Genomic DNA, 23,007 nt, shown 5'->3' on the forward strand with positions numbered 1-23,007 from the left:
TCTCAAATATTGTTTTGTTCATTCAATCTTCTGTTTTTGACATTAACCACAACTGGTTTTAACCCCAAGATATAAAATTAAAAACCATCCCCCCTCCGGGATAACAGCAGGTTTGAGGTAGTTTTATCGGGGGGCGGGGTTGCCTCGGGCAGGAGCAGGTCCAGGGGGCTCTGGATGTCCAAGAGGTCCTGGCGGGAGACATGGGTATAGACCATGGTGGTTTCCGGCCGGGCGTGGCCCAGGAGTTCCTGGATGTAGCGGATGTCCACCCCCTGTTCCAGCAGGTGGGTGGCGTAGGAATGTCGCAGCATGTGGGGGGTGACTTTTTTGAGGATGCCGGCCCGGCGGCTGTTGGCTTTTAAAAAGGCCCGGATGCTTGTAGCACTGTACGGCTGCCCGGGGCGGCCTTCGGCCAGGTAGCGCGACGGGGCGTAGGCCGTGAGGTAGTCTCCCAGCAGGGGGAGGAGCCGCTCGGGCAGGACCACGCGCCGGTCTTTGCGGCCCTTCCCGGCCCGGACCAGCAATTGCCGACGCGGGATGTCCACTTCGGCCAGTTGCAGGTTGATGAGTTCGCCCACCCGCAGGCCGCATCCGTAGAGCAGGGCAGTGAGTGTGCGGTGCTTCAGGTTCCGGGTTTGCTGCAGCAGGCGCATCACCTCGGCCTTCCCCAAAACGCCCGGGAGTTTCCGGTCCTTCCTGGGGCTCACAAGCCCCTTGGCCTCCAGGTGGCAGGCGGGCAGGAAAGCCTCCAGTTGTTTCAGGGCGCTGATGGCCTGCCGGTGGGTGCTGACGGAAACCTTCCGCTCGAGTACCAGCCACTGCAGGAAGGCCTCCGCGTCCGTCTGGTCTGCTTTTTCCGGCGGTTTTTCGCCCAGGAATTCCAAAAACTGGGCTGCCATGGTCCCGTAGGAGGCAATGGTGCTTTCGCTGTAGCGCCTTCCCCTCAGGAACTGCCGGTAGGTATCCAGCAGCGTAGGGTTCGCTTCCCGCGCCAGGCGTTCCCTGAATTTTTCCACTTCGCCCTGTCCGGAAACAATATGGCCCGCCTCCCTGAGGTGGCGGATCAGCCCCTTGGCGTGGTTCGGGTCCGGCAGGTGCCAGAAGCCCAGGGTGGGGTCCCAGCGGGTGCCCGGGAATTGTTTGATGCACTCTTTGGCCGCAAAGGAATACCGGAAGGTCACCCGCAGGTAGTCGCGCCCCTTAAACTGATAAGCGGAGAGTCGGAATCGCGTCGGCATGACGGGAAGGTACCTCCATTCCCTGCAGGTGGGTTGCAGTGGGGAAGGGGGCGCCCCGTTCATCCGAGGCTAAGAAGCCAGTTTTTCCCGGAAGTCGTTGATGATGCCCCCCTTGGTGAGGATTTCTACTTGCCGGGGGGTCATTTTATGCGTTAGCGGGAGGTCCACTTCGTTGTTTTTGTTCAGCACCCGCACGGTAATGGGGTTGCCGGACCGGACGCTTTCCTTCAGGTTGCTGAACCGGATGACTGCCCCTTCCTCAATTTGTTCGTAATCTTCCGGGTTGATGAATTCCAATGGGAGGATGCCAAAGTTGATGAGGTTCTGCCAGGCAATCCGCGCGTAGTCCTTGGCAATTACGGCCACCTGCCCGAGGTATTTCGGCCCGATGGCCGCGTGCTCGCGGCTGCTTCCCTGGGCGTAGTTCTCCCCGGCCACCACCACATGGCCCCCGTACTTCTCCTTGGCCTGTATGGCCCGCTTGTAAAAGGTATCGTCGATAACGGTAAAGCTGAATTTACTGATTTCCGGGATGTTGCTCCGGAAGGGGAGGACCTCGGCCCCGGCCTTCATAATCTCATCTGTGGAGATGTTGTCCCCCATTTTCAAGAGCACTGGCACCTCGTATTCCTCTTGCAGCTGGTCCATTTCCGGCAGCGACTGGATGTTGGGCCCTTTCTTGAGTTTGATCTCCGCCTTGTGCTCCGTGGGGGCCACCAGGAGTTCCTCATGGATCTTTTCGGTCTCCGGGGCCTCGTATTGCGGGTAGGACATGCCGTGGGATTCCTCCAGGGTCCGCGGGTCTGTAATTTTACCCGTCAGGGCCGAAGCGGCTGCGGTTTCCGGGCTGCAGAGATACACCTGGTCGTCCTTGGTACCCGAGCGGTCCGGGAAATTCCGGGGCATGGTCCTCAGGCTGATCGTATCGCTTGCGGGGGCCTGACCCATGCCGATGCACCCCATGCAACCGGATTGGTGGAAGCGCCCCCCGGCCTTGATCAGGTTGGCAAAGGCCCGGCTTTCGATCATGTTCTGGATGAGCTGTCGGGAGGTCGGGTTGATGTCGAAGGAGACCTCCGGGTGCACGAGCCGGTCTTTTACGATGGCCCCGGCAATCCAGAAATCCCGGTGCCCGGGGTTGGCCGAGGAACCGATCACCACCTGGCTGATGGGCTTTCCGGCCACTTCCTCCACAGGCACCACGTTGCCCGGGCTTGTGGGGCAGGCAATCAGCGGCACCAGTTCGTCCAGGACAATCTCGTCCTCCAGGTCGTAGGTGCAACCCGCATCGGCGGTGAGCTCCACCCAGTCGGATTCCCGCTCCTGGGATTTCAGGTAGCGCCGGGTTTCCCCGTCACTGGGGAAGACGGTGGTGGTGGCCCCGAGTTCGGCCCCCATATTGGCGATCACATGCCGGTCCATGGCGCTGAGGCCCTGGAGCCCGTCCCCGTGGTATTCGATAATTTTCCCCACGCCCCCCTTCACGCCGTGCCGGCGGAGCATTTCCAGTATTACGTCCTTGGCGCTCACCCAGTCCGGGAGTTTGCCCGTGAGGCGGACCCCCATGATTTTGGGCATCTTCACAAAGTAGGGTTGCCCGGCAATGGCCCCGGCCACGTCCAGGCCCCCGGTCCCGATGGCGAGCATGCCGAGCGCTCCCGCGGCGCAGGTGTGGGAATCCGACCCCACCATGGTAGCCCCGGGCACCCCAAACCGCTGCATGTGCACCGGGTGGCTCACCCCGTTTCCGGGCCGGCTGAACCACAGCCCGAATTTCTGGGCGGCCGAGTGCAGGAACAGGTGGTCGTCCGCATTGCGGAAATCCGTCTGCAACAGGTTGTGGTCCACGTACTGGACGGCTACTTTTGTCTTGGCCCGGTCCAGGCCCATGGCTTCGAGCTCCAGCTGCACGAGCGTCCCGGTGGCGTCCTGCAGGAGCGCCTGGTCGATTTTAAGGCCAATCTCCGAGCCGGGTTCCATTTCGCCCTCCAGCAGGTGGGCGTGAATCAGTTTCTGGGCGACGTTCATTTTTGACATGTTACTGGGATTTGAATATTGGGTTCTTCGGATTTCTTTGTGTTTCCCTCGGGCTTTGTGTTTCCCTCGGGTGATGTGTTTCCCTCGTGTGTTGTGTTTCCCACGGGTATTGTGTTTCTCTCGGGTGCTGTGTTTCCTGCAGGTTTTGTGTTTCCGGCGTATTCTGCAAGCAGACCGCCGGGACAGCGCATGCAGAGGTCCCTATAACTTACAAAATTCCCGGGGGATTTGTGCGCGGTTCCTGCCAATAGTGTGTCCGATTGCAAGGGAAAGTGCCTGCGGGATGATTTTTCCCCCGGGCCTTTGGTGGAATACCGCTATTTTGTTAACATAGGCACCGATTTATGAATGAACTACCCTCACATTCCCATTGGGCCCGGTTCAAGCGGCTTACCCGCCCGCTGTTTTCAGGCGACCTTTCCTACGGCCTGCTGATGGTGGGTGCCGTGGTGACTGCCCTGGTACTGGCCAATTCCCCCTGGGCACACGAATTCCACGCTTTCTGGGAGTACACCCTGGAGGTCCGCGTTGCCGGGGCCAACCTGGAGCTCACCTTCCACGAACTGGTCAACGACGGGCTGATGGCCATTTTCTTTTTTGTCATCGGCCTGGAGATCAAGCGGGAGCTGATTGCCGGGGAACTCTCCAACCTGCGCAAGGCGGCCCTGCCGATTATCTGCGCCCTGGGCGGGCTCCTCTTCCCGGCGCTCATTTTTTTTGGGCTCAACCAGGGCACGGATACCGCAGCGGGCTGGGGGATCCCCATCGCGACGGATATCGTCTTCGCCCTGGTGTTGCTGACGATTATCGGTAATAAAAAGGTACCCTTCGCCCTGAAAATATTCCTGACCGCCCTGGCCGTGGTAGACGACCTCTGTGCCGTGCTGATCATCGCCTTCTTTTATACGGACCAGATTGTCTTTGGCAGTTTGCTTTGGGCCTTTGTCTCGTTTTTCGTCCTGGTGATCGCCAACCGCATCGGGGTGCGGAACCCGTTCTTCTACGGGCTGGTGGGCGTGCTGGGCATTTGGACGGGGTTTTTCCTCTCGGGGGTACACGCCACCATTGCCGGGGTGATTACCGCCGCGGCCATCCCGGCCCGGGCGGGGATGGATGAGGAGCAGTTCGCCCACAATATCGAGAACCTGATCAAAACCTTCCGGGAACGCCGTGCCACTGATTCCGACTTTATCAAAAAGGAGAAGCTGGAATTGGTGCGGATCATCCAGAAGGCCGTCCGCAAGATTGTGCCGCCCCTGCAATCCGTGGAGAAGGCCCTGCAGCCCTTTGTGAATTTCGTGGTGCTCCCGCTGTTTGCCCTGGCCAATACGGGCCTGACCCTGGAAGCCGAAAACCTTGGCCGCCTCCTCGAGCCGCTGTCGCTGGGCATTATCCTGGGGTTGGTGGCGGGTAAATTCGCCGGCATCTCCTTGTTGGCGCGCCTGTCGGTAGCCCTGGGGATTGCCCGCCTCCCGGAACGGGTCACCTGGCCGCAGATCTACGGGGCCGCAGCTTTTGCGGGCATCGGCTTTACCATGTCGATCTTTATCGGGAACCTTGCCTTTAAAAATGCCGATTACCTGCAGCAGGCCAAACTGGCCATCCTGGTGGCCTTTGTGCTGGCCGTTTTGCTGGGTACGTTGATCTTTAGGGTGTTTGTGCGGGCGGAACCCCCCAGATAATCCTTGAGGTTTCCGTTCCCGGGTTCACCGGGCTTTACAAATCTTCAAATCGACAAATCTTCAAATTGCCGTTGGCTGGGGTTGGCTCACTGCGTTCGCCTGACCCGGGCCGAACGCCTGTCAATAGGTCCGGTGGACCTATTGCAGTGAGGAGCCAGCCGGAGCGCTGGCCACCTGCAAATGCAAAACCCCCGCAAGCTGCGCTTGCCGGAAGCTTTGCGATTCCATTTTCAAATCTTCAAATCGACAAATCTTCAAATTGCCAACAGCTGGGGTTGGCTCACTGCGTTCGCCTGACCCGGGCCGAACGCCCGTTAATAGGTCCTGCGGACCTATTGCAGTGAGGAGCCAGCTGGTGCGCTGGCGAACTGCAAATGCAAAACCCCCGCAAGCTGCGCTTGCCGGAAGCTTTGCGATTCCATTTTCAAATCTTCAAATCGACAAATCTTCAAATTGCCAACAGCTGAGGTTGGCTCACAACGTTCGCCTGACCCGGGCCGAACGCCCGTCAATAGGTCCGGTGGGCCAATTGCAGAGAGGAGCCAGCTGGTGCGCTGGCCGCCTGCAAATGCAAAACTGCCGCAAGCTACGCTTGCCGGAAGCGTTACGATTCCATTTTCAAATCTTCAAATCGGCAAATCTTCAAATTGCCAACAGCTGGGGTTGGCTCACTGCGTTCGCCTGACCCAGCCGCCCCGTCCTGCAAATGCAAAACCCTGCCAGGCTCCGCCTGGCGTGTTTTTTTTTCCATCGAAAAGCTCAAGCGAGCTTGGCTTTCCTCTGAAAACAAAAACCCCCGCCATTTCTGGCGGGGGTTTTGCGCTTGATCGTGACCCGGCTGGGGCTCGAACCCAGGACCCTCTCCTTAAAAGGGAGATGCTCTACCAACTGAGCTACCAGGTCGGTTTTATTAAAAAATGAACCGCTGTGAAGCGGTTTTGGGCTGCAAATATAATATCTATTATTCATTTTTCAAGTGAATGGGTAAAGAATTTCCGGTTTGTCCAAAAAGCCGGATATTTGGGGTTTTCACCCCGTGGAGGCACGGGAAAAACGCGGAATTGCATGCGCATTGCACTGGTTGGGTATATGGGAAGCGGGAAAAGTACCGTGGGCCGGCTGTTGGCGGAGAACCTGGGGGTTCCCTTCACGGACCTGGATGATTACATCGTGGCCCGGCTCGGGCAATCCATCCCGGAGGTCTTCCGGGAAAAGGGGGAAATCTATTTCCGGAAACAGGAACACCGGTTGCTGAAGGAGTGGCTGCAGTCCGGGGAGTCCGGGGTCTTGGCCCTGGGGGGCGGTACGCCCTGTTACGCGGGGAATATGGAATTGTTGCTCGCCCAGGCGGATGCTGTTTGCTATTTGCAGGTATCCGTGCCGGAACTGGCCCGCAGGTTGCGGCGGGGGCAGGAAAGCCGGCCGCTGATCGCCCACCTGGAACCGGCGGAGTTGCCGGAATTCATCGGGAAGCACCTGTTTGAACGGGCTCCCTTTTACGCCCGGGCCATGCATGTGTTGCCGGCCGACAAACACAGTCCGGAAGAGTTGGCGGCGCAGATCCTCGAAAAGATATCCTGAGCCTTTTAACAGAATCAATCCAGGAATACCCCGTTTTTGCGCGGGGTGAAATCTACCCGAACGTGCATCTGCAGGGAGGTAGACAGGGAAAGCCCTTTAAAGTCGGCCTTTACCGGGTAGCGCTTGTGGTTCCGGTTGATCAGGACAGCCGTTTTGAGCTGTCGCGTCGGGGTCTTTAAAAAGTGGTGTACCCCGTAGATAAGCGTACTGCCCGAATTCAGGACATCGTCTACCAGCACCACGGAGCGGTTTTCGTATTCCTCGGGTTTCAGGGAGGTGGTAACCCCGCTCTTCAGGGGGTTGGCCTTATCCATTTTTACCTTGCAGAGCAGGATTTCCGCCGGGGTGATCTCCTGGAGCACGGCCTGGATTTTCCGGGCAAAATCGAGCCCGCCTCCTTCAATCCCTGCCAGGACGATTTGTTTTTCTTCCACGTTGCTCTCGTAGATCTGGTAGGCAATCCTGCGGATCTTGTGGCGGATCTGCTCGTGGGTCAGGATCTGGTTTTCCATCGGCGGCTTATTTCTTCTCAAAGATAAAAAACAGTTCGGTACCGGCGCGGGGCGGGATGGAATTCCGGGCGCGCTCCAGTTTGCGGATATGGAACAGGGAGGAAAAGCGGTTGCGGTATTCGGTTTCCGACCCGCCGAACGGGGGGCCGTCTTCCGTGAGCGGGAAGTCAAAAAACAGGCCGGCCAGCCGTCCGCCGGGGACCAGGAGCCGGTGCATGGCCTGCACGTAATCCGGGCGACGGGCAGGGGGGAGGGCGCAGAAAAACGTGTGTTCCAAAATCAGGTCAAAAGGTCCTCCACGGAAGCTGAAAAAATCCGTTTGTTGCAGGGCAGCGGCCGGGAGTTCCGGCAGTCGGCGCCTGAGGTCGTCCAGGGGCCGGCGGGCCAGGTCCACAATCGTCAGGTTCTCAAAGCCCGCCCGGAAGAGGTACTCCGCCTCGTATCCCCGCCCGCCTCCGGGCACCAGGATTCGCAGGTCCTTGTCCGGGAGCCCGTCGATATAAGCCGCCAGGGGCGGGGAAGGTCCCCCGAGGTCCCATCGGTCTGTGCCTGCCCGGTAACGATCTTCCCAGAAATCCCTGTCCAAATCCGTCATATCGTCAGGGTGTCTTTGCGTCCGGGTCCCAGTCGTCATCCGGGTCGTCCCTGTAGGCCTCCAGGTCGCGTCGGTCCTTCTTGGTGGGGCGGCCCGTGCCTTTTTTGCGGTAATACTCTTTGGTGGCCCTGATGAGCTTGTGTTGCTCCAGGTCCTCGGCCGGGGTGGTGTCCTGCCGGTAAATCCCCACCCATTTGGCCCCCACGCGCTGTTGCGGGATGTCCAGCACGGTCAGTTGCATCTCCAGCTGGTTTTTGCGCAGCGTGATTTTATCCGAGGGAAGGACTTCCCGGGAGGGTTTGCACGTGTCCCCGTTTATGCGCACCAGGCCCTTCCGGCAGGCCTCGGTGGCCTTGTTCCGCGTCTTGAAATACCGGGTGCACCAGAGGTATTTATCGATGCGCATCGCTGAAAATCTTTGTTAAGGTTCCCGGCAAAAATAGGGGAAAATTGTATCTTGCGGGCTTTAAGAAAACGGCTATGACCTGGAAAAAATACGGGCTTTGCCTGCTGGCGGCAGCGGGATTGATCGGATGCAGCAATGATGATGACGGAGGGATTGTTGAAGTCCCGCCCCGCACCCTGGCCGAGGTGGCGCCGGAAGACCAGGCCGCCATCCAGGAGTTTTTACAAACGCATTTCTACAATTACGAGGAATTCCAGAACCCGCCGGCGGATTTCGACTACCGGGTTGTGATCGATACGATTGCCGGGGCGAATGCCGACAAGGAACCCCTGAGCGCCCAGGTTTCCAGCAAACAGATTTCGGTTTCTGCCGACGAATTTGGCCTGGAAGACCAGGCGGACGTCCTCCATACGTTTTACTACCTGGAGGCCCGCGTTGGCGGTGGCGGGCCTGAAGAAGCGCCTACCGTGGCCGATTCGGTCTTGCTTACCTATGAAGGCAGCCTGCTCAACGGGGAGTCCTTTGACGGCACCTTCGTGGAGCCCATCTGGTTTGACCTGGCCGGTTTGCAGGGCCCGCTTTCGGGTGCCCGCGGATTTACGGAAGGCATGCCGTTCTTTAAGCCGGCATCGTCCATTACTGCTAACCCGGACGGTACAGTCAGTGCCCAGGATGCCGGGGTAGGCCTGATCATCATGCCCTCCGGCCTGGGGTTTTTCAACAACAGCGCAGGCGGCATCCCCACTTACAGCCCGCTGATCTTTACGGTCCAGGTCTTTTCTGTGAAGCGAACGGACCACGACGGGGATGGGATCCCTTCCATCGACGAAGACCTGGACGGGGACGGTTACCTGTATAACGACAATACGGACGAGGAGGCCGAACGCAACGCATTCGGGGCGTTTCTGACGGTTAATTTCCTGGATTCGGACGATGACGGGGACGGAACGCCCACCCGGGAGGAAATTATCATCAATGCGGACGGCAGCATTACCTATCCGGACTCCAACAACAACGGCATCCCGGATTACCTGGACCCGGATACGAACTAAGGCCCGCTACCTGCCCGAGCCCGGTCCAGGGCCATTCACGCGGGCAGACAAAGCGGCCTGAAAAGTGCCATTAGTCCGGCCCTGAAAGAAGTATCCCCGCCAGTGGCGGGGATTTTCCTTTTTAAGAGATGCCTTGTCGCCGGCCTGAAGGCCGGTTATCCATGCGCTACAACTTAACGGAGAGGCCCAGGATAAACTGGCTGGGGCGCGTGTCGATACGCCCGGATTCCAGCCCTACGGCTTCCGCTTCGTTGCTGCTCAGGCCCCGTTCATACCGCAGGTCGATCCCGATATTCCCCAGGTTCACCCCGGCGCCGATATGCAGGCCAACCGTGAAATCGTTTTCCACGTCCCCCAGGGTGATTTCGTCAAAATCCGTATCCAGGATGTATTGCAGGTCCGGGCCGGCAAATATTTTGACTGGGCCGAGGATCCGGATTCCCACCAGCAGGGGCAGGTCCAGCTTGCTCATATCGAAGTCCGAGCCGTCGTATTCGGATTTTGTCTTGGTATAGATCAGCTCGGGGCGGAAAAAGACTTTATCCCCAAACTGGCCGAAAATCCCGAGGTGGTAACCCATCTTGGTGTCCGAACTCAGGTCGGGGGCCGAATCGAATTTGTAATCCCCGTTCGAGTTGAAGTTCAACCCGGCCTTGATTCCGAATCCGGGGTCTTTTTGTGCGAATGCCGACAGGGCGAAGAGCCCCAGCAGGCAGCTGAGAAGTGTGCGTTTCATAAGGTGTTCGTTTTTATGGCGTGAAGTTAGGCTTCCCTGTTCCCGCCGGTTTGTCGGATGGAAACAAAAAGGATACCAAACTTTCAGGCCTTGCGTTCTAACACCCTTAAAACGGCCTTTTCCACGGCTTTATTGTCAATCCCGTATTTCGCCATCAGGTCGTCCGGCGTTCCGCTTTCCCCAAACGTATCCTGTACGGCCACGAATTCCTGGGGCGTGGGATGCCTGCGCGCCAGCAGCCCGGCGACGCTTTCCCCGAGGCCGCCCAGGTAATTGTGCTCCTCGGCGGTGACCACGCAGCCCGTTTTGGCTACGGAGGCCAGGATGGCTTCCTCGTCCAGGGGCTTAATCGTGTGGATATTGATGACGTCCGCGGAGATGCCCTGCTCGTGGAGCCGCTGGGCGGCCTCCAGGGATTCCCAGACCAGGTGGCCTGTGGCGATAATGGTTACGTCCGAGCCTTCCTGCAGGTGTACGGCCTTCCCAATGTGGAATTCCTGGTCCACCGGGGTGAAGTTGGCTACTTTCGGCCGCCCGAAACGCAGGTACACCGGGCCTTCGTACTCGGCGATGGCCAGGGTGGCCGCCTTGGTCTGGTTAAAATCGCAGGGGTTGATCACCACCATGCCCGGGAGCATCTTCATCAGCCCGATGTCCTCGAGGATCTGGTGGGTGGCCCCGTCTTCCCCCAGGGTGATCCCGGCGTGGGAAGCGCAGATTTTAACGTTCTTGCCGGAATAGGCAATCGATTGGCGAATCTGGTCGTAGACCCGGCCGGTGGCGAAATTCGCAAACGTGCTGGCAAACGGGATGTAGCCGCCAATAGTCAGTCCGGCTGAAATCCCCATCATGTTTGCCTCGGCAATGCCCGTCTGGAAAAACCGCTCGGGGTTTTCCTCAATAAAGGTCTCGATCTTGAGCGACCCCACCAGGTCTGCGCAGAGGGCCACCACCCGGGGGTTTGTCCGCCCGAGCTCGGTCATTCCCGCGCCAAAGCCGCTTCGTGTATCCTGTTTTCCTTGATCCGTGTAAGTTTTCATGCGTGCGTCGGGTTGCTATTAGTAATCGCCCAGGGTTTCCGGGTTCTGCTCCAGGGCCGTGGCCAGTTGTTCGTCGTTGGGGGCTTTGCCGTGCCAGGCATGGGTGTGCATCATAAAATCCACCCCGTGGCCCATCACCGTGTCCATCACAATGGCCACGGGCTTGCCTTTTCCGGTCCGGGATTTGGCTTCCTTCAAGGTGGCGAGGACCGCTTCCAGGTCGTTGCCCTCCGGGAGTTCCAATACCTCCCAACCAAAGGCTTCGAGTTTGACGGAGACATCGCCCAGGGGCATCACCTCTTCGGTGGGCCCGTCAATCTGCTGGCCGTTCCGGTCGATGGTCGAAATCAGGTTGTCCACCCCCTTGCTGCCCGCGTACATGATGGCTTCCCAGTTCTGGCCCTCCTGCAGTTCCCCGTCTCCGTGGAGACTGTATACCAGGTGGTTGTCCTTGTTGAGTTTTTTGGCCAGGGCCGCGCCGATAGCCACGGACATGCCTTGCCCGAGCGACCCGGAGGCCACGCGGACGCCCGGGAGCCCCTCATGGGTGGTGGGGTGCCCCTGCAGGCGCGAATCGATCTTCCGGAAGGTGCCGAGTTCCTCCAGGGGGAAGTAGCCCCGCCGCGCCAGTACGCTGTACCAGACCGGGGAGATATGCCCGTTGGAGAGGAAGAAGAGGTCTTCGCCTTTCCCGTCCATGTCGAACCCGTCCTTCAGGTCCATGATTTCGTAGTAGAGGGCCACGAAAAATTCCGTGCAGCCCAGCGAGCCGCCCGGGTGGCCCGAGTTGACCTGGTGGACCATGCGGAGGATGTCCCGCCGCACCTGGGTCGCCAGCGCCTTTAATTCCTTGGTTTCAGCCATGTCGATCGATTTTCTGAGCCCAAAAATAATGGCATTCCCCCGGCTTCACAACTTCTTTTGCCATTACTTATGAACGGGATGCACGGGCTGGCGTATGCGGGAAGCCCATGCAAACGCCGGGATTGCCCGGCAGAACTTTATTTTTTTATTAAGGGGGAAAGCCGCAGGGGTTGTGTATTTTTGGCCCCAGAGAATCCAGGGCGATTCGCAGAACACAAAACCAGTGGCATTCACGCTTAAACATACCGACCCGGGGAGCAAGGCGCGCGCCGGGGTGCTTCAAACGGCCCACGGGGAAATCCGCACGCCCATCTTCATGCCCGTGGGGACGGCCGGCACCGTCAAGGGGGTCCACCAGCGCGAATTGCGCAACGACGTTGACCCGGATGTGATCCTGGGGAACACCTACCACCTGTTTTTACGTCCCGGGATGGAGATCCTGGAGGCGGCCGGCGGGCTCCACCCGTTTATGGGCTGGGACCGCCCGATCCTCACAGACAGCGGCGGCTACCAGGTGTATTCGCTCTCGGGCACCCGGAAAATTAAGGAGGAGGGCGTAAAGTTCCAGTCGCATATCGACGGGTCCCGCCACCTGTTTACCCCGGAACGCGTCATGGAATTGCAGCGGAGCATTGGGGCGGACATCATCATGGCCTTTGACGAATGTACCCCGTATCCCTGCGATTACCGCTACGCGAAGCGCTCCATGGACATGACGCACCGCTGGCTGGACCGCTGTATGGCCCACCTGGAGGAGGCGCCCCCCCTCTACGGCTTTGACCAGCTGTTTTTCCCGATCGTCCAGGGGTCCGTCTACAAAGACCTGCGGAAGGCTTCCGCCGAATACATCGCGAATGCGGGTGCCCCCGGGAACGCCATCGGGGGCCTCTCGGTAGGGGAGCCGGCCGAGGAACTCTACGGGATGGCCGAGGTGGTCTGCGATATCCTCCCGGCGGAAAAGCCCCGCTACCTGATGGGGGTGGGGACCCCGGCCAACCTGCTGGAATGCATCGCCCTGGGGGTGGATATGTTTGACTGCGTGATGCCCACGCGGAACGCCCGCAACGGGATGCTTTTTACCTCCGAAGGGACCATCAACATCAAGAACAAGAAATGGGAGGCGGATTTTTCGCCCCTGGACCCGATGGGCCACACCTTTGTGGATACCGAGTACACCCGGGCCTACCTGCGGCACCTCTTTGCGGCCAATGAGTATCTTGGCAAGCAAATCGCCACGCTGCACAACCTGGGGTTCTACCTCTGGCTCGTCCGGGAGGCGCGCCGGCGGATTCTGGACGGCACTTTTGCCGGGTGGAAAAGCGAGATGGTGCAAAAACTGGATAAACGCCTGTGATATGCTGACGATCATCGACCGGTACATCCTGAAAAAATACCTGTCCACCTTCGGGCTCATGCTGCTGTTATTCGTGCCCATCGGCATTATGCTGAACCTGGCCGAGCAGATCGGCAAGATGATCGACAACGAGGCCCCCCTGGTGGAAATCCTGATCTATTACGGGAATTTCACCATCTATATCGGCAGCCTGTTATTCCCGATATTCCTGTTCCTCTCCATCATCTTTTTTACCTCCAAGATGGCCAATAACACGGAGATCGTGGCGATTTTGAGCTCCGGGGTTTCCTTCGGGCGGTTTTTGAGGCCCTACTGGATCGGCGCCAGCATCATCGCGGTGCTGATGTTCCTCATGGGGATGTTCATCGTCCCCTCGGCTAGCAAGGGCTTTAACGAGTTCAAGTTCAAATACCTGAAAAAAGGCTCCAAGGACCGCGTAACCAGCAACATTTTCAACCAGCTTGGGGAGAGCGACTACATTTACGTGAGCAGCTTTGACCCGGCCCGGCAGATCGGCTACAATTTTACCTACGAGCACTTTGGGGAGGACGGGGAACTCGAGTACAAGATTTCTTCGGCAAATATCCGCTGGCTGGAAGAGGACAGCCTCTACCGGCTCACGAGCTACACGCGCCGGAACCTGCGGGGCGACACGGAGATCGTGGAGACCCGGCGCCGCCTGGACACGCTGTTCGCCTTCCAGATAGACGACCTCACCCCGGTATCCTATATCGCCGAAACTAAGAACCTCTTTGAACTGAACCAGTTTATCGCCGACCAGCGGCGCAAAGGAGCCTCGAATGTAAATACCTACGTGATGGTCAAATACAAGCGGTGGGCCCTGCCCGTCACTGCCTTTGTACTCACCATTATCGGGGTGGCCGTCTCCTCGATCAAGCGGCGCGGCGGGATGGGGGTGAACCTGGCCTTCGGGATCGGGGTGGCCTTTATCTATATTTTTATGGACAAGGTTTTCGGGACGCTGGCCGAGCAATCCGGGTTCCCGCCCCTGCTGGCAGTGGGGATCCCGAATATATTCTTCCTGGTCCTCGGGTATTTTATGCTGCAGAAGGCCAAGCGGTAAGGTTGATATGGCGCAAGCTCCAGGCCGGATGTGCTTTTTTGCGAATATCGTTTATCTTTGCCCCGGAGAACCCCCTAACGGAACACTACATGGAATACCTGGATTTTGAACTCCCGATCAAAGAGCTCGAAGAGCAACTCGAGAAGTGTCAGATCATCGGTGAGGAAAGCGACGTGGACGTCACCGAAACCTGCAAGCAGATTGAGAAAAAGCTCGATGAGACCCGGAAGGAGATCTTCAAAAACCTGTCCCCCTGGCAACGGGTACAGCTCTCCCGCCATCCCAACCGCCCGTATACCATGGATTACGTCCGCGCCATTTGCGGGGATACCTTCCTGGAACTCCACGGCGACCGCACCGTGCGGGACGACAAGGCGATGATCGGCGGCCTCGGCAAGATCGGGGACCAGAGCTTTATGTTCATCGGCCAGCAGAAGGGGTACAACACCAAGACCCGCCAGTACCGGAATTTCGGGATGGCCAACCCGGAAGGATACCGGAAGGCGCTCCGCCTGATGAAGTCTGCCGAAAAGTTTGGCCTGCCGGTGGTCTCCTTTATCGATACCCCCGGGGCCTACCCGGGCATCGAGGCAGAGGAGCGCGGACAGGGCGAAGCCATCGCCCGGAACATCCTGGAGATGACCCGCCTGAAAGTCCCGATCATCGTAGTGATCATCGGGGAAGGGGCCTCGGGAGGCGCCCTGGGCATCGGCGTGGGCGATCGGGTGCTCATGCTGGAAAACACCTGGTACTCCGTAATTTCCCCGGAATCCTGCTCGTCCATCCTCTGGCGCAGCTGGGAATACAAGGAACAGGCTGCTGACGCCCTGAAACTCACCGCGGCGGATATGAAGCGGCTGAAACTGATCGACGAAATTGTCCGGGAACCCGCCGGCGGCGCACACAGCAACCGGGAGAAGGCTTTTGACATCGTGAGCAACAAGATTGCAAAGCACTATCAGGAGCTCAAAAAGTTATCACCAAAAGAGCTGGTCGAAACGCGCATGGAGAAATACAGTTCCATGGGAGTTTTCAAAGGCTGACAGGTCGCATCCCGCAGTTTCCGGTAAACCGGTCCGCGCGCTTTCCCGAAATTTTCGGTTATCAACATAAAACCGTAACTTATTAACAGTCCGATTGTGGACAGGCGGTGAATATCCCAAAACGGAGCGCCCTGTTAACTTAAGGTTAATTCCCTACTTTTATCCTCATGGAAAAATCGAGCCCGCTTGCCGGACGAAAAATTGGAAAAGCTGCCATCATCCCGTTGGAGAAAGGGAAGATACCGCCACAAGCAGTTGATTTAGAGGAAGTTGTGCTCGGAGCCATGATGATTGACAAAAAAGGGGTGGACGAGGTGATCGACATCCTGCACCCGGATGTCTTCTACAAGGACGCCCACCGGTACATCTACGAGGCCATCTTCAAACTCTTCGAATCTTCCGAACCGGTAGATTTATTAACCGTTTCGGCCCAATTGAAGCAGGATGAGCGGCTTGAGCTCGCCGGGGGCGATTTTTACCTGATTACCCTCACCCAGAAAGTGGCCTCATCGGCCCACATTGAGTTTCACGCCCGGATTATCCTCCAGAAGTACATCCAGCGCCAGCTGATCAAGATCTCCAACGAGATCATCGAGGAGGCCTACGACGAGTCCACGGATGTCTTTGACCTGCTCGACAACGCGGAATCCCGTCTGTACGACGTTACCCAGGGCAACCTGAAGCGGTCGGCCGAGACGGCCCAGAACCTGGTGATGCAGGCCAAGAAAAAAATCGAGGAAATCTCCAACAAGGAGGGCCTCAGCGGTATCCCGTCCGGTTTTGACAAGGTGGACAAGCTCACCTCAGGGTGGCAGCCGAGCGACCTGATCATTATTGCGGCACGTCCCGGTATGGGTAAAACGGCCCTGACCCTGTCCATGGCCCGGAATATCGCCGTGAATTCGAATATACCCGTGGCGTTTTTCTCCCTGGAGATGTCTTCCGTTCAGCTGATTACCCGTCTGATCTCTTCGGAAACCGGGCTCTCCTCCGAAAAACTGCGGACGGGCCGGCTCGAAAAACACGAATGGGAACAGCTCAACGTCAAGGTGAAGGCCCTGGAGAAGGCGCCGCTATTTATAGACGACACGCCATCGCTGTCCATCTTTGACCTGCGGGCCAAGGCGCGGCGACTGGCTTCCCAGCACAAGATCCGCCTGATCGTCATCGACTACCTCCAGCTGATGACCGGGGGCGCCAGCCAGAAAGGCGGCAACCGGGAACAGGAAATTTCCACCATTTCGCGGAACCTCAAGGCGCTGGCCAAGGAACTGGACGTACCGGTGATTGCCCTCTCGCAGCTGTCCCGTGCCGTGGAAACGCGTGGCGGCAGCAAACGCCCCATCCTCTCCGACCTGCGGGAGTCCGGGGCCATTGAGCAGGATGCGGATATCGTGTCGTTTATTTACCGCCCCGAATACTACAAGATCGACGAGTGGGACGACGAGGAACGCACCCCCACCCAGGGGCAGGCCGAGTTTATCGTGGCCAAGCACCGGAATGGCGGCCTCGATAATATTAGGTTAAAGTTCATTGCGCAACTGGGTAAATTTGATAATTTGGATGACTTTGATTCTCCATTCGAGTTTCAATCCAAGATGAATGCCGAGGGGGAGAACCCGTTCCAGGCCAAAGAATTCCCGAGTGCCGACCAGGCGTTTGGCAGTTCCATGAACGATCCTTCCCAGGGCGGACACCCGGAAGACGATGACGTACCTTTTTAATAGAATTTCCCTTAATTCCCTCCCCAAACGTTTCAAGAACATTGCGCTGTTGCGGATAACCCGGCCGGTTCTGTTGCTGGCCCTGCTGTTTACCTGCCTGGCCTCCCGGGGCTCGATGATCCTGATCCCCATGGACGCGGAGAGCCAGGAGAACCACCTGAAGGCCTACGGGATTACCTACTGGGTGCTCAGCAAGCAGCAAAAAGTGCAATGGCTGCTCAATTACCGGGGCGGCTCCTTCCTGCTGCCGGATGGGGAGCCCATCCGCAACGAATGCCGGATCCGAGGGGTTTCGTTTGAGGTGCTCAGCGATGCCCAGGCCCAATCCGTGCTCGACGGGATTGCCAGCCCTTCCCAGAACCAGGAGGCGGTAATCCTGGAGAAAGCTCCGAAGATTGCCGTGTATTCCCCCAAGGACAATGCCCCCTGGGACGATGCGGTCACCATGGTGCTCACCTATGCGGAAATCCCCTATGTAACCGTCTACGACCAGGAAGTCCTGGAAGACAAACTCCCGCTCTACGACTGGCTCCACCTGCACCACGAGGATTTTACGGGACAATACGGGAAGTTCTACGGGGCGTACCGCGCTGCCCCCTGGTATATCGAGGGGAAGCAGCAGGCTGAAGCCCTGGCCCGGCGGCTGGGGTATGAGAAGGTCTCCGAGGAGAAAGGGGCGGTGGCCATGAAGATCCGCAACTACGTCATCGGAGGCGGCTTTATGTTTGCCATGTGTTCGGCCACGGACAGCTTCGACATCGCCCTGGCAGCCCAGGGAGTGGATATCTGCGAACCCATGTTCGACGGGGACCCCTCCGAACCCAATTACCAGCAGCAACTGGATTATTCCAACACCTTTGCCTTTACGAATTTTACCCTGGAGCGCAACCCGCTCCGCTACGAATTTTCCTCCATCGACATGACCAGCAAACGGGAAGATGTGCCCCGGGAATCCGACTATTTTTCCCTAATGGACTTCTCGGCCAAATGGGACCCGGTACCTACGATGCTCTGCCAGAACCACACGGCCCTGGTGAAAGGGTTTATGGGGCAGACCACGGCCTTTACCCGTTCTGAGGTGAAGCCCACGGTTCTGGTGCTCGGCGAGAACCGGCTGAATGGAGAGGCCCGCTATATCCACGGAATCAAGGGCAGGGGCTTCTTTACCTTCTACGGGGGCCACGACCCGGAAGACTACCAGCACCGGGTGGGCGACCCGAAAACCGAGTTGGAGCTGCACCCGAATTCCCCCGGGTACCGGCTCATCCTGAACAATGTATTGTTTCCCGCGGCGCGGAAGAAGAAGCAGAAGACCTGAGTTTTCGGGTTTTCAGAGCGGCCCGGCCTGTCTGGCCAGCGCCGGCAATGCAACGGGCACGAAGTACGGTCAGAGTTGCTCCGCCAGCTGCTCCAGCACGTGTTCCACACCCTGTTCCGAGTTGCTCAGCGTCCGGTAGCGGGCGCGCTTAAGCACGTTCGGGTGCGCATTGGCCATGGCAAAACTAAAGTCCGAGAGTTCGAGCATTTCCAGGTCGTTGTTGTAATCCCCGAATACCATAACCTGCCCGGCGTGCACCCCGGCATCCCGCATCACTTGTGATAATGCATACCCTTTGTGGGCATTCGGGTGGGAGACATCCACCCAATTGGAGCCGGAGACCTTCACCTGCAAATCGGATTCCAGGTCCTGCAGGGGGGGGTAGATGTACTTCTCCGAGTTCTCAAAATGGTAAATGGCCACCTTCATGGCCGGGTCGTCCACGGCTTCCAACTCATCCACCACAGAAAATTCGGCATAGTATTCGGCCAGGACGCGGAGGAATTCCCCGGAATGTCCCCGGACGTAAGCCTTTCCGGCCGCACAAAGCACCGGGTGCGCCCCGTCGATGCGCCCGGCCCGGCCCAGGATCTCCCGCTGGCGGTCTGCGGGCAGGGGAGTGCTGAGCAGCGTCTTGTCCCCATCCCGCACCAGGGCGCCGTTCTCGGCGATAAACAGGATGTCCCCGGCAATGCGCTCCAGTTTGTCCACCATGCTGTGGTATTGCCGCCCGCTGGCGGCTACAAAACGGATCCCTTTTCCTTGCAGGTGGTGGAAGAGTTCAAAGAACCGGTCGCTCACCTGGTGTTCGGGGTTGAGGAGCGTGCCGTCCATATCGGTGACGACCATCCGGATATCGCGTAAGTCCATGGCTTCGGAGTTTAAGCTGCAAAGGTATTTTTTATCCGTACATTTCGGGTGCGGAAAGCATTGTTTAATTGTTATATCATCAAAAAATGATCTATATCCAACGCGAAATCCGCCTGAGGGCGCGGCCCAGGGGCTTCCACCTGGTAACTTCAGAAATCCTGGAGGCCCTGCCCGAAATCCGCTCCGTACAGACCGGCCAGTTGCAGGTCTTTATCAAGCACACCTCGGCCAGCCTCACCCTCAACGAAAATGCGGACCCCACGGTGCGGGGCGATTTTGAGCGGCATTTCAATACGATGGTCCCGGAGAATGCCCCCTATTACCAGCATACCCTGGAAGGCCCCGACGATATGCCCGCCCACATCAAAGCCTCTTTGTTGGGGACCTCCGTACACATGCCGGTTACCGGCGGCCGCCCCAACCTGGGCACCTGGCAGGGGGTTTACCTCTGCGAGCACCGGGACGCCGCTTCGGGTCGTTGGCTGGTGCTTACCCTAAGCGGGGTTTAGGGCATTTTGCCGGCTAACCAGGAACCAGGTCATGGGCATAAAAAAACCCCATCGCTGAGCGACGGGGTTTCCAGTGAGAAAGTTTCCGTAAATCTATTTGACCTTATCGACAATGGCCTTAAAGGCATCCGGGTGGTTCATGGCGAGGTCCGCCAGGACTTTCCGGTTGAGTTCGATATTGTTCGCTTTTACCCGGCCCATAAACTGGGAATAGGACATCCCGTGCTGGCGTGCGCCGGCATTGATACGGGCAATCCACAGGGAGCGGAAGCTGCGTTTTTTGTTGCGGCGGTCGCGGTATGCATAAAGCATCGCCTTTTCCACTGCGTTCTTGGCAACGGTCCAGACGTTCTTACGCCGGCCGAAATACCCCTTGGCCTGCTTCATCACTTTTTTGCGACGGGCCCGTGAGGCAACTGAATTTACTGATCTTGGCATTTTTTTCTTGTTTTTTTGTAGCAGGCGCCCCGCAAATACGGGATCTTTTCAGGGCCTGACTCCATGGTTAAACGTACTACCTGTGCGGTGGGTTATTTCAACCGCAGTTGTTCTTTGATATTGTCCTCGTCGGCCGGGTGTACCAGCGTGGAATGCGTAAGCTTCAGCTTGCGCTTCTTGGACTTCTTGGTCAAGATGTGGCTCTTAAAAGCGTGCTTTCTCTTGATTTTCCCGGTGCCGGTCAGCTTAAACCGCTTCTTGGCACTGGACTTGGTCTTCATCTTGGGCATTGTCTCGCTTTGTTAACTATTAAGGTTACTTTCTCACATTATTTTTTGCCGCCTTTCGGGGCGATGAACATCGTCATCCGCTTGCCCTCGAGTTTCGGCATCTGTTCCACCTTCCCGTAATCTTCCAGATCCTGGGCCAGGCGGAGCAGCAATATCTCTCCTTTATCCTTGTACACGATGGAGCGGCCTTTAAAGAAAACATAGGCTTTCAGCTTGGCGCCGTCCTTGAGGAACTTCTCCGCGTGCTTCTTCTTAAAATCGTAATCGTGGTCGTCCGTATTGGGGCCGAACCGTATTTCCTTGACCACCACCTTACTGGCTTTGGCCTTCATTGCCTTTTCGCGCTTCTTCTGCTCGTAAAGGAATTTCTTGTAATCCATGATCTTGCAGACCGGTGGATCTGCAGTGGGGGAAATTTCCACCAGGTCGAGGCCGATCTCCTCTGCCTGGGCGCGGGCTTCCCGTATCGGGTATACGCCCATTTCGACATTGTCTCCCACAAGGCGTACTTCGGGCGCCTTGATCTTTTCATTGATATTGTGAGGGGTTTTGTTTTCCCTCTGCGGCCGGGGCCTGAATCTTCTGCGTATTGCTATGGCTATTAATTTTAGTTAAACGTAATTCAAAACGACTTTAAGGTACTATTTATTTCCTCTTTTACCAAGCCGGACAGGGCTTCCACCGTGATGGACCCGAGGTCCTCGCCCCCGTGCCGGCGTACGGAAATCGTACCGTCCGTCATTTCCTGATCCCCGACGATGATCATAAACGGGTATTTTCCCATTTCCGCTTCCCGTATTTTTTTGCCAACGGTCTCGCTGCGGGCGTCGAGGAGGGCGCGAATTTCGTGATTTTCCAGGGAATTTAAAACTTTTTGCGCATAATTTTCGTGCTTTTCGCTGACAGGCAGTACGATAGCCTGCTGGGGGGTGAGCCAGAGGGGGAAATTCCCGCCTGTGTGCTCCAGGAGCAGTGCTACAAAGCGTTCCATGCTGCCAAAGGGGGCCCGGTGGATCATAACGGGGCGGTGTAATTCGTTGTCGCTCCCCTTGTAGGTCAGGTCGAAGCGTTCCGGCAGCGTGTAGTCTACCTGGATGGTGCCGAGCTGCCACTGGCGACCCAGGGCATCCTTGACCATAAAATCCAGTTTGGGCCCGTAAAAAGCCGCCTCCCCGGGTTCGATGACAAAATCCAGGCCTTTTTCCGTGGCGGCATTGATGATGGCGGCTTCCGCCTTTTCCCAATTTTCGACCTCCCCGATGTATTTCTCGGGTTTTTCGGGGTCCCGGATGGATACCTGGGCGGTAAAATTCTCAAAGCCCAGGGAGCCGAGGACGTAGAGCGACAGGTCGATGACGTTCTTGAACTCCTCGTCCAGCTGGTCGTGGGTGCAGAAAATATGGGCGTCGTCCTGGGTAAAGCCCCGGACCCGCGTAAGCCCGTGCAATTCCCCGCTTTGTTCGTAGCGGTATACCGTCCCGAATTCCGCAAACCGCTTGGGGAGATCCCGGTAGGAAACCGGCGTGGCATTGAATATCTCGCAGTGGTGCGGGCAGTTCATGGGCTTGAGCAGGAATTCCTCGTCTTCCCTGGGCGTGTGGATGGGCTGGAAGCTGTCCTCCCCGTATTTGGCATAGTGCCCGGAGGTGACGTACAGTTCCTTTTGGCCGATATGCGGGGTGACCACCATCTCGTACCCGGCTTTTTTCTGGGCCTTCTTCAGGAATTGCTCGAGTCGCTCCCGCAGGGCAGCCCCCTTGGGCAACCAGAGCGGCAGGCCCTGCCCCACTTTGTGGGAAAAGGTGAAGAGTTCCAGTTCCTTCCCCAGCTTGCGGTGGTCCCTTTTTTTGGCTTCCTCCAGCATGTGGAGGTACTCGGTGAGTTCTTTCTGCTTCGGAAAGGAAATTCCGTAGACCCGGGTAAGCTGCGGGCGGTTTTCGTCCCCCCGCCAGTAAGCCCCGGCCACATTGAGCACCTTGAAGGCCTTGATCAGGCCCGTATTCGGGATGTGCCCGCCCCGGCACAGGTCGGTAAACGTATCGTGGTCGCAAAAGGTGATGTCGCCGTCCTCGAGGTTTTCGATAAGTTCCAGCTTGTAGGGGTTCCCCTCGTCTTTGTAGTAGGCCAGGGCATCCTTTTTGGAGACTTCCCGCATCCGGAAATCGTGTTTGCCGCGGGCGATTTCCAGGGCTTTTTTCTCGATGGCCGGAAAGTCCTTTTCGGAAATGGTGTGCTCACCCAGGTCCACGTCGTAGTAAAACCCATTGTCGATAGCCGGGCCGATGGTCAGTTTGATGCCGGGGTACAATTCCTCCAGGGCCTGGGCCAGGACATGGGAAGAGGAGTGCCAGAAGGCTTTTTTCCCCTCTTCGTCCCGCCAGGTGTACAGGATGAGTTTCCCGTCTTCTTCCAGGGGGGTAGCGGCTTCCACCTTCCGGTTGTTGAAGCGGGCGCTGATTACGTTGCGCGCCAGCCCTTCGCTGATGCCCCGGGCGACGTCCAGGGGGGTGGATCCTTTGGGATGCTCGACGGTTTTCCCGTCTGGGAGCGTAATTTCAATCATAGTGCGGGTACTCTGAGAGCGCAAAGATACTACCTCCCCGGCATCTGGGCAACCGGGATTCCCGGCCCCCG

At 57.8% G+C, this 23,007-nt stretch carries 22 protein-coding genes and 1 tRNA gene; 9 read left to right on the forward strand and 14 right to left on the reverse strand.

All coding sequences use genetic code 11. The features are described from left to right. Positions 1–77: 77 nt before the first annotated feature. Positions 78–1,238: a tyrosine-type recombinase/integrase gene (locus AC3DKS_RS00005; RefSeq protein WP_272608069.1), complete on the reverse strand. Its 1,161-nt coding sequence runs from the start codon at positions 1,236–1,238 to the stop codon at positions 78–80. A gap of 69 nt (positions 1,239–1,307) precedes the next feature. Next, complete coding sequence (locus AC3DKS_RS00010) at positions 1,308–3,275, reverse strand: aconitate hydratase (RefSeq protein WP_272608070.1); 1,968 nt, start codon at positions 3,273–3,275, stop codon at positions 1,308–1,310. A gap of 344 nt (positions 3,276–3,619) precedes the next feature. Here AC3DKS_RS00010 and nhaA point away from each other — a divergent pair, with 344 nt between their 5' ends. After that, complete coding sequence (gene nhaA, locus AC3DKS_RS00015; RefSeq protein WP_272608071.1) at positions 3,620–4,957, forward strand: Na+/H+ antiporter NhaA; 1,338 nt, start codon at positions 3,620–3,622, stop codon at positions 4,955–4,957. 830 nt (positions 4,958–5,787) lie between these two features. Here nhaA and AC3DKS_RS00020 read toward each other — a convergent pair. Further along, positions 5,788–5,860 (reverse strand) — tRNA-Lys (locus AC3DKS_RS00020). A gap of 162 nt (positions 5,861–6,022) precedes the next feature. Between AC3DKS_RS00020 and AC3DKS_RS00025 the strand changes: the two genes are divergently transcribed. Continuing rightward, positions 6,023–6,538: a shikimate kinase gene (locus AC3DKS_RS00025; RefSeq protein WP_272608072.1), complete on the forward strand. Its 516-nt coding sequence runs from the start codon at positions 6,023–6,025 to the stop codon at positions 6,536–6,538. A 14-nt stretch (positions 6,539–6,552) separates the two neighbouring features. Here AC3DKS_RS00025 and AC3DKS_RS00030 read toward each other — a convergent pair whose 3' ends face one another. The 3 genes from AC3DKS_RS00030 to AC3DKS_RS00040 are packed head-to-tail and all read right to left on the reverse strand — an operon-like array spanning position 6,553 to position 8,051. After that, complete coding sequence (locus AC3DKS_RS00030; protein ID WP_015754433.1) at positions 6,553–7,050, reverse strand: phosphoribosyltransferase domain-containing protein; 498 nt, start codon at positions 7,048–7,050, stop codon at positions 6,553–6,555. Between the two features lie 7 nt (positions 7,051–7,057). Then, complete coding sequence (locus tag AC3DKS_RS00035; RefSeq protein WP_272608073.1) at positions 7,058–7,645, reverse strand: methyltransferase domain-containing protein; 588 nt, start codon at positions 7,643–7,645, stop codon at positions 7,058–7,060. A gap of 4 nt (positions 7,646–7,649) precedes the next feature. After that, the gene (locus AC3DKS_RS00040; protein WP_474731759.1) at positions 7,650–8,051 is read right to left on the reverse strand and encodes an RNA-binding S4 domain-containing protein; all 402 of its coding nucleotides are present in this window, start codon (positions 8,049–8,051) and stop codon (positions 7,650–7,652) included. A gap of 74 nt (positions 8,052–8,125) precedes the next feature. On the opposite strand from AC3DKS_RS00040, the gene AC3DKS_RS00045 reads away from it, so the two are divergent. After that, on the forward strand, positions 8,126–9,103 hold the full coding sequence (locus AC3DKS_RS00045) for an FKBP-type peptidyl-prolyl cis-trans isomerase (protein WP_015754436.1): 978 nt from the start codon (positions 8,126–8,128) through the stop codon (positions 9,101–9,103). Between the two features lie 166 nt (positions 9,104–9,269). Here AC3DKS_RS00045 and AC3DKS_RS00050 read toward each other — a convergent pair whose 3' ends face one another. The 3 genes from AC3DKS_RS00050 to AC3DKS_RS00060 all read right to left on the reverse strand — a co-directional run bounded on the left by AC3DKS_RS00050 (position 9,270) and on the right by AC3DKS_RS00060 (position 11,743). Further along, entirely contained in the window at positions 9,270–9,839 is a 570-nt protein-coding gene (locus AC3DKS_RS00050; protein WP_015754437.1) for a porin family protein, read from the reverse strand. Between the two features lie 83 nt (positions 9,840–9,922). Continuing rightward, positions 9,923–10,879, reverse strand: a complete 957-nt coding sequence (locus tag AC3DKS_RS00055; protein ID WP_015754438.1) for a transketolase family protein — start codon at positions 10,877–10,879, stop codon at positions 9,923–9,925. A gap of 18 nt (positions 10,880–10,897) precedes the next feature. Beyond that, on the reverse strand, positions 10,898–11,743 hold the full coding sequence (locus AC3DKS_RS00060) for a transketolase (protein WP_015754439.1): 846 nt from the start codon (positions 11,741–11,743) through the stop codon (positions 10,898–10,900). A 223-nt stretch (positions 11,744–11,966) separates the two neighbouring features. On the opposite strand from AC3DKS_RS00060, the gene tgt reads away from it, so the two are divergent. The 5 genes from tgt to AC3DKS_RS00085 all read left to right on the forward strand — a co-directional run bounded on the left by tgt (position 11,967) and on the right by AC3DKS_RS00085 (position 18,266). Further along, entirely contained in the window at positions 11,967–13,097 is a 1,131-nt protein-coding gene (tgt, locus tag AC3DKS_RS00065) for a tRNA guanosine(34) transglycosylase Tgt (RefSeq protein ID WP_272608075.1), read from the forward strand. A gap of 1 nt (position 13,098) precedes the next feature. After that, complete coding sequence (locus AC3DKS_RS00070; RefSeq protein ID WP_015754441.1) at positions 13,099–14,181, forward strand: LptF/LptG family permease; 1,083 nt, start codon at positions 13,099–13,101, stop codon at positions 14,179–14,181. Positions 14,182–14,270: 89 nt separating this feature from the next. After that, a complete protein-coding gene (locus tag AC3DKS_RS00075; protein ID WP_041327681.1) occupies positions 14,271–15,224 on the forward strand; it encodes an acetyl-CoA carboxylase carboxyltransferase subunit alpha in 954 nt (317 codons plus the stop codon). A gap of 167 nt (positions 15,225–15,391) precedes the next feature. After that, positions 15,392–16,948 (forward strand): replicative DNA helicase, encoded by a 1,557-nt coding sequence (gene dnaB, locus AC3DKS_RS00080; protein WP_015754443.1) that lies wholly within the window; start codon positions 15,392–15,394, stop codon positions 16,946–16,948. Positions 16,949–17,063: 115 nt separating this feature from the next. Then, on the forward strand, positions 17,064–18,266 hold the full coding sequence (locus AC3DKS_RS00085) for an asparagine synthetase B (protein WP_238528117.1): 1,203 nt from the start codon (positions 17,064–17,066) through the stop codon (positions 18,264–18,266). Positions 18,267–18,335: 69 nt separating this feature from the next. Here the strand turns inward: AC3DKS_RS00085 and AC3DKS_RS00090 are convergent, their stop codons facing one another. Next, the gene (locus AC3DKS_RS00090; RefSeq protein ID WP_015754445.1) at positions 18,336–19,136 is read right to left on the reverse strand and encodes an HAD family hydrolase; all 801 of its coding nucleotides are present in this window, start codon (positions 19,134–19,136) and stop codon (positions 18,336–18,338) included. An 86-nt stretch (positions 19,137–19,222) separates the two neighbouring features. On the opposite strand from AC3DKS_RS00090, the gene AC3DKS_RS00095 reads away from it, so the two are divergent. After that, complete coding sequence (locus AC3DKS_RS00095) at positions 19,223–19,645, forward strand: secondary thiamine-phosphate synthase enzyme YjbQ (RefSeq protein ID WP_015754446.1); 423 nt, start codon at positions 19,223–19,225, stop codon at positions 19,643–19,645. A gap of 93 nt (positions 19,646–19,738) precedes the next feature. Here the strand turns inward: AC3DKS_RS00095 and rplT are convergent, their stop codons facing one another. The 4 genes from rplT to thrS form a co-directional block, all read right to left on the reverse strand. Further along, positions 19,739–20,083, reverse strand: coding sequence for a 50S ribosomal protein L20 (gene rplT / locus AC3DKS_RS00100; RefSeq protein WP_015754447.1), 345 nt, complete (start codon positions 20,081–20,083; stop codon positions 19,739–19,741). Positions 20,084–20,175: 92 nt separating this feature from the next. Then, on the reverse strand, positions 20,176–20,373 hold the full coding sequence (gene rpmI, locus AC3DKS_RS00105; protein WP_015754448.1) for a 50S ribosomal protein L35: 198 nt from the start codon (positions 20,371–20,373) through the stop codon (positions 20,176–20,178). A gap of 38 nt (positions 20,374–20,411) precedes the next feature. Further along, positions 20,412–20,909, reverse strand: coding sequence for a translation initiation factor IF-3 (infC, locus tag AC3DKS_RS00110; protein ID WP_238528118.1), 498 nt, complete (start codon positions 20,907–20,909; stop codon positions 20,412–20,414). 86 nt (positions 20,910–20,995) lie between these two features. After that, positions 20,996–22,936 (reverse strand): threonine--tRNA ligase, encoded by a 1,941-nt coding sequence (gene thrS, locus AC3DKS_RS00115; RefSeq protein ID WP_272608076.1) that lies wholly within the window; start codon positions 22,934–22,936, stop codon positions 20,996–20,998. Positions 22,937–23,007 lie beyond the last annotated feature (71 nt).

The organism is Robiginitalea sp. (assembly GCF_982776155.1).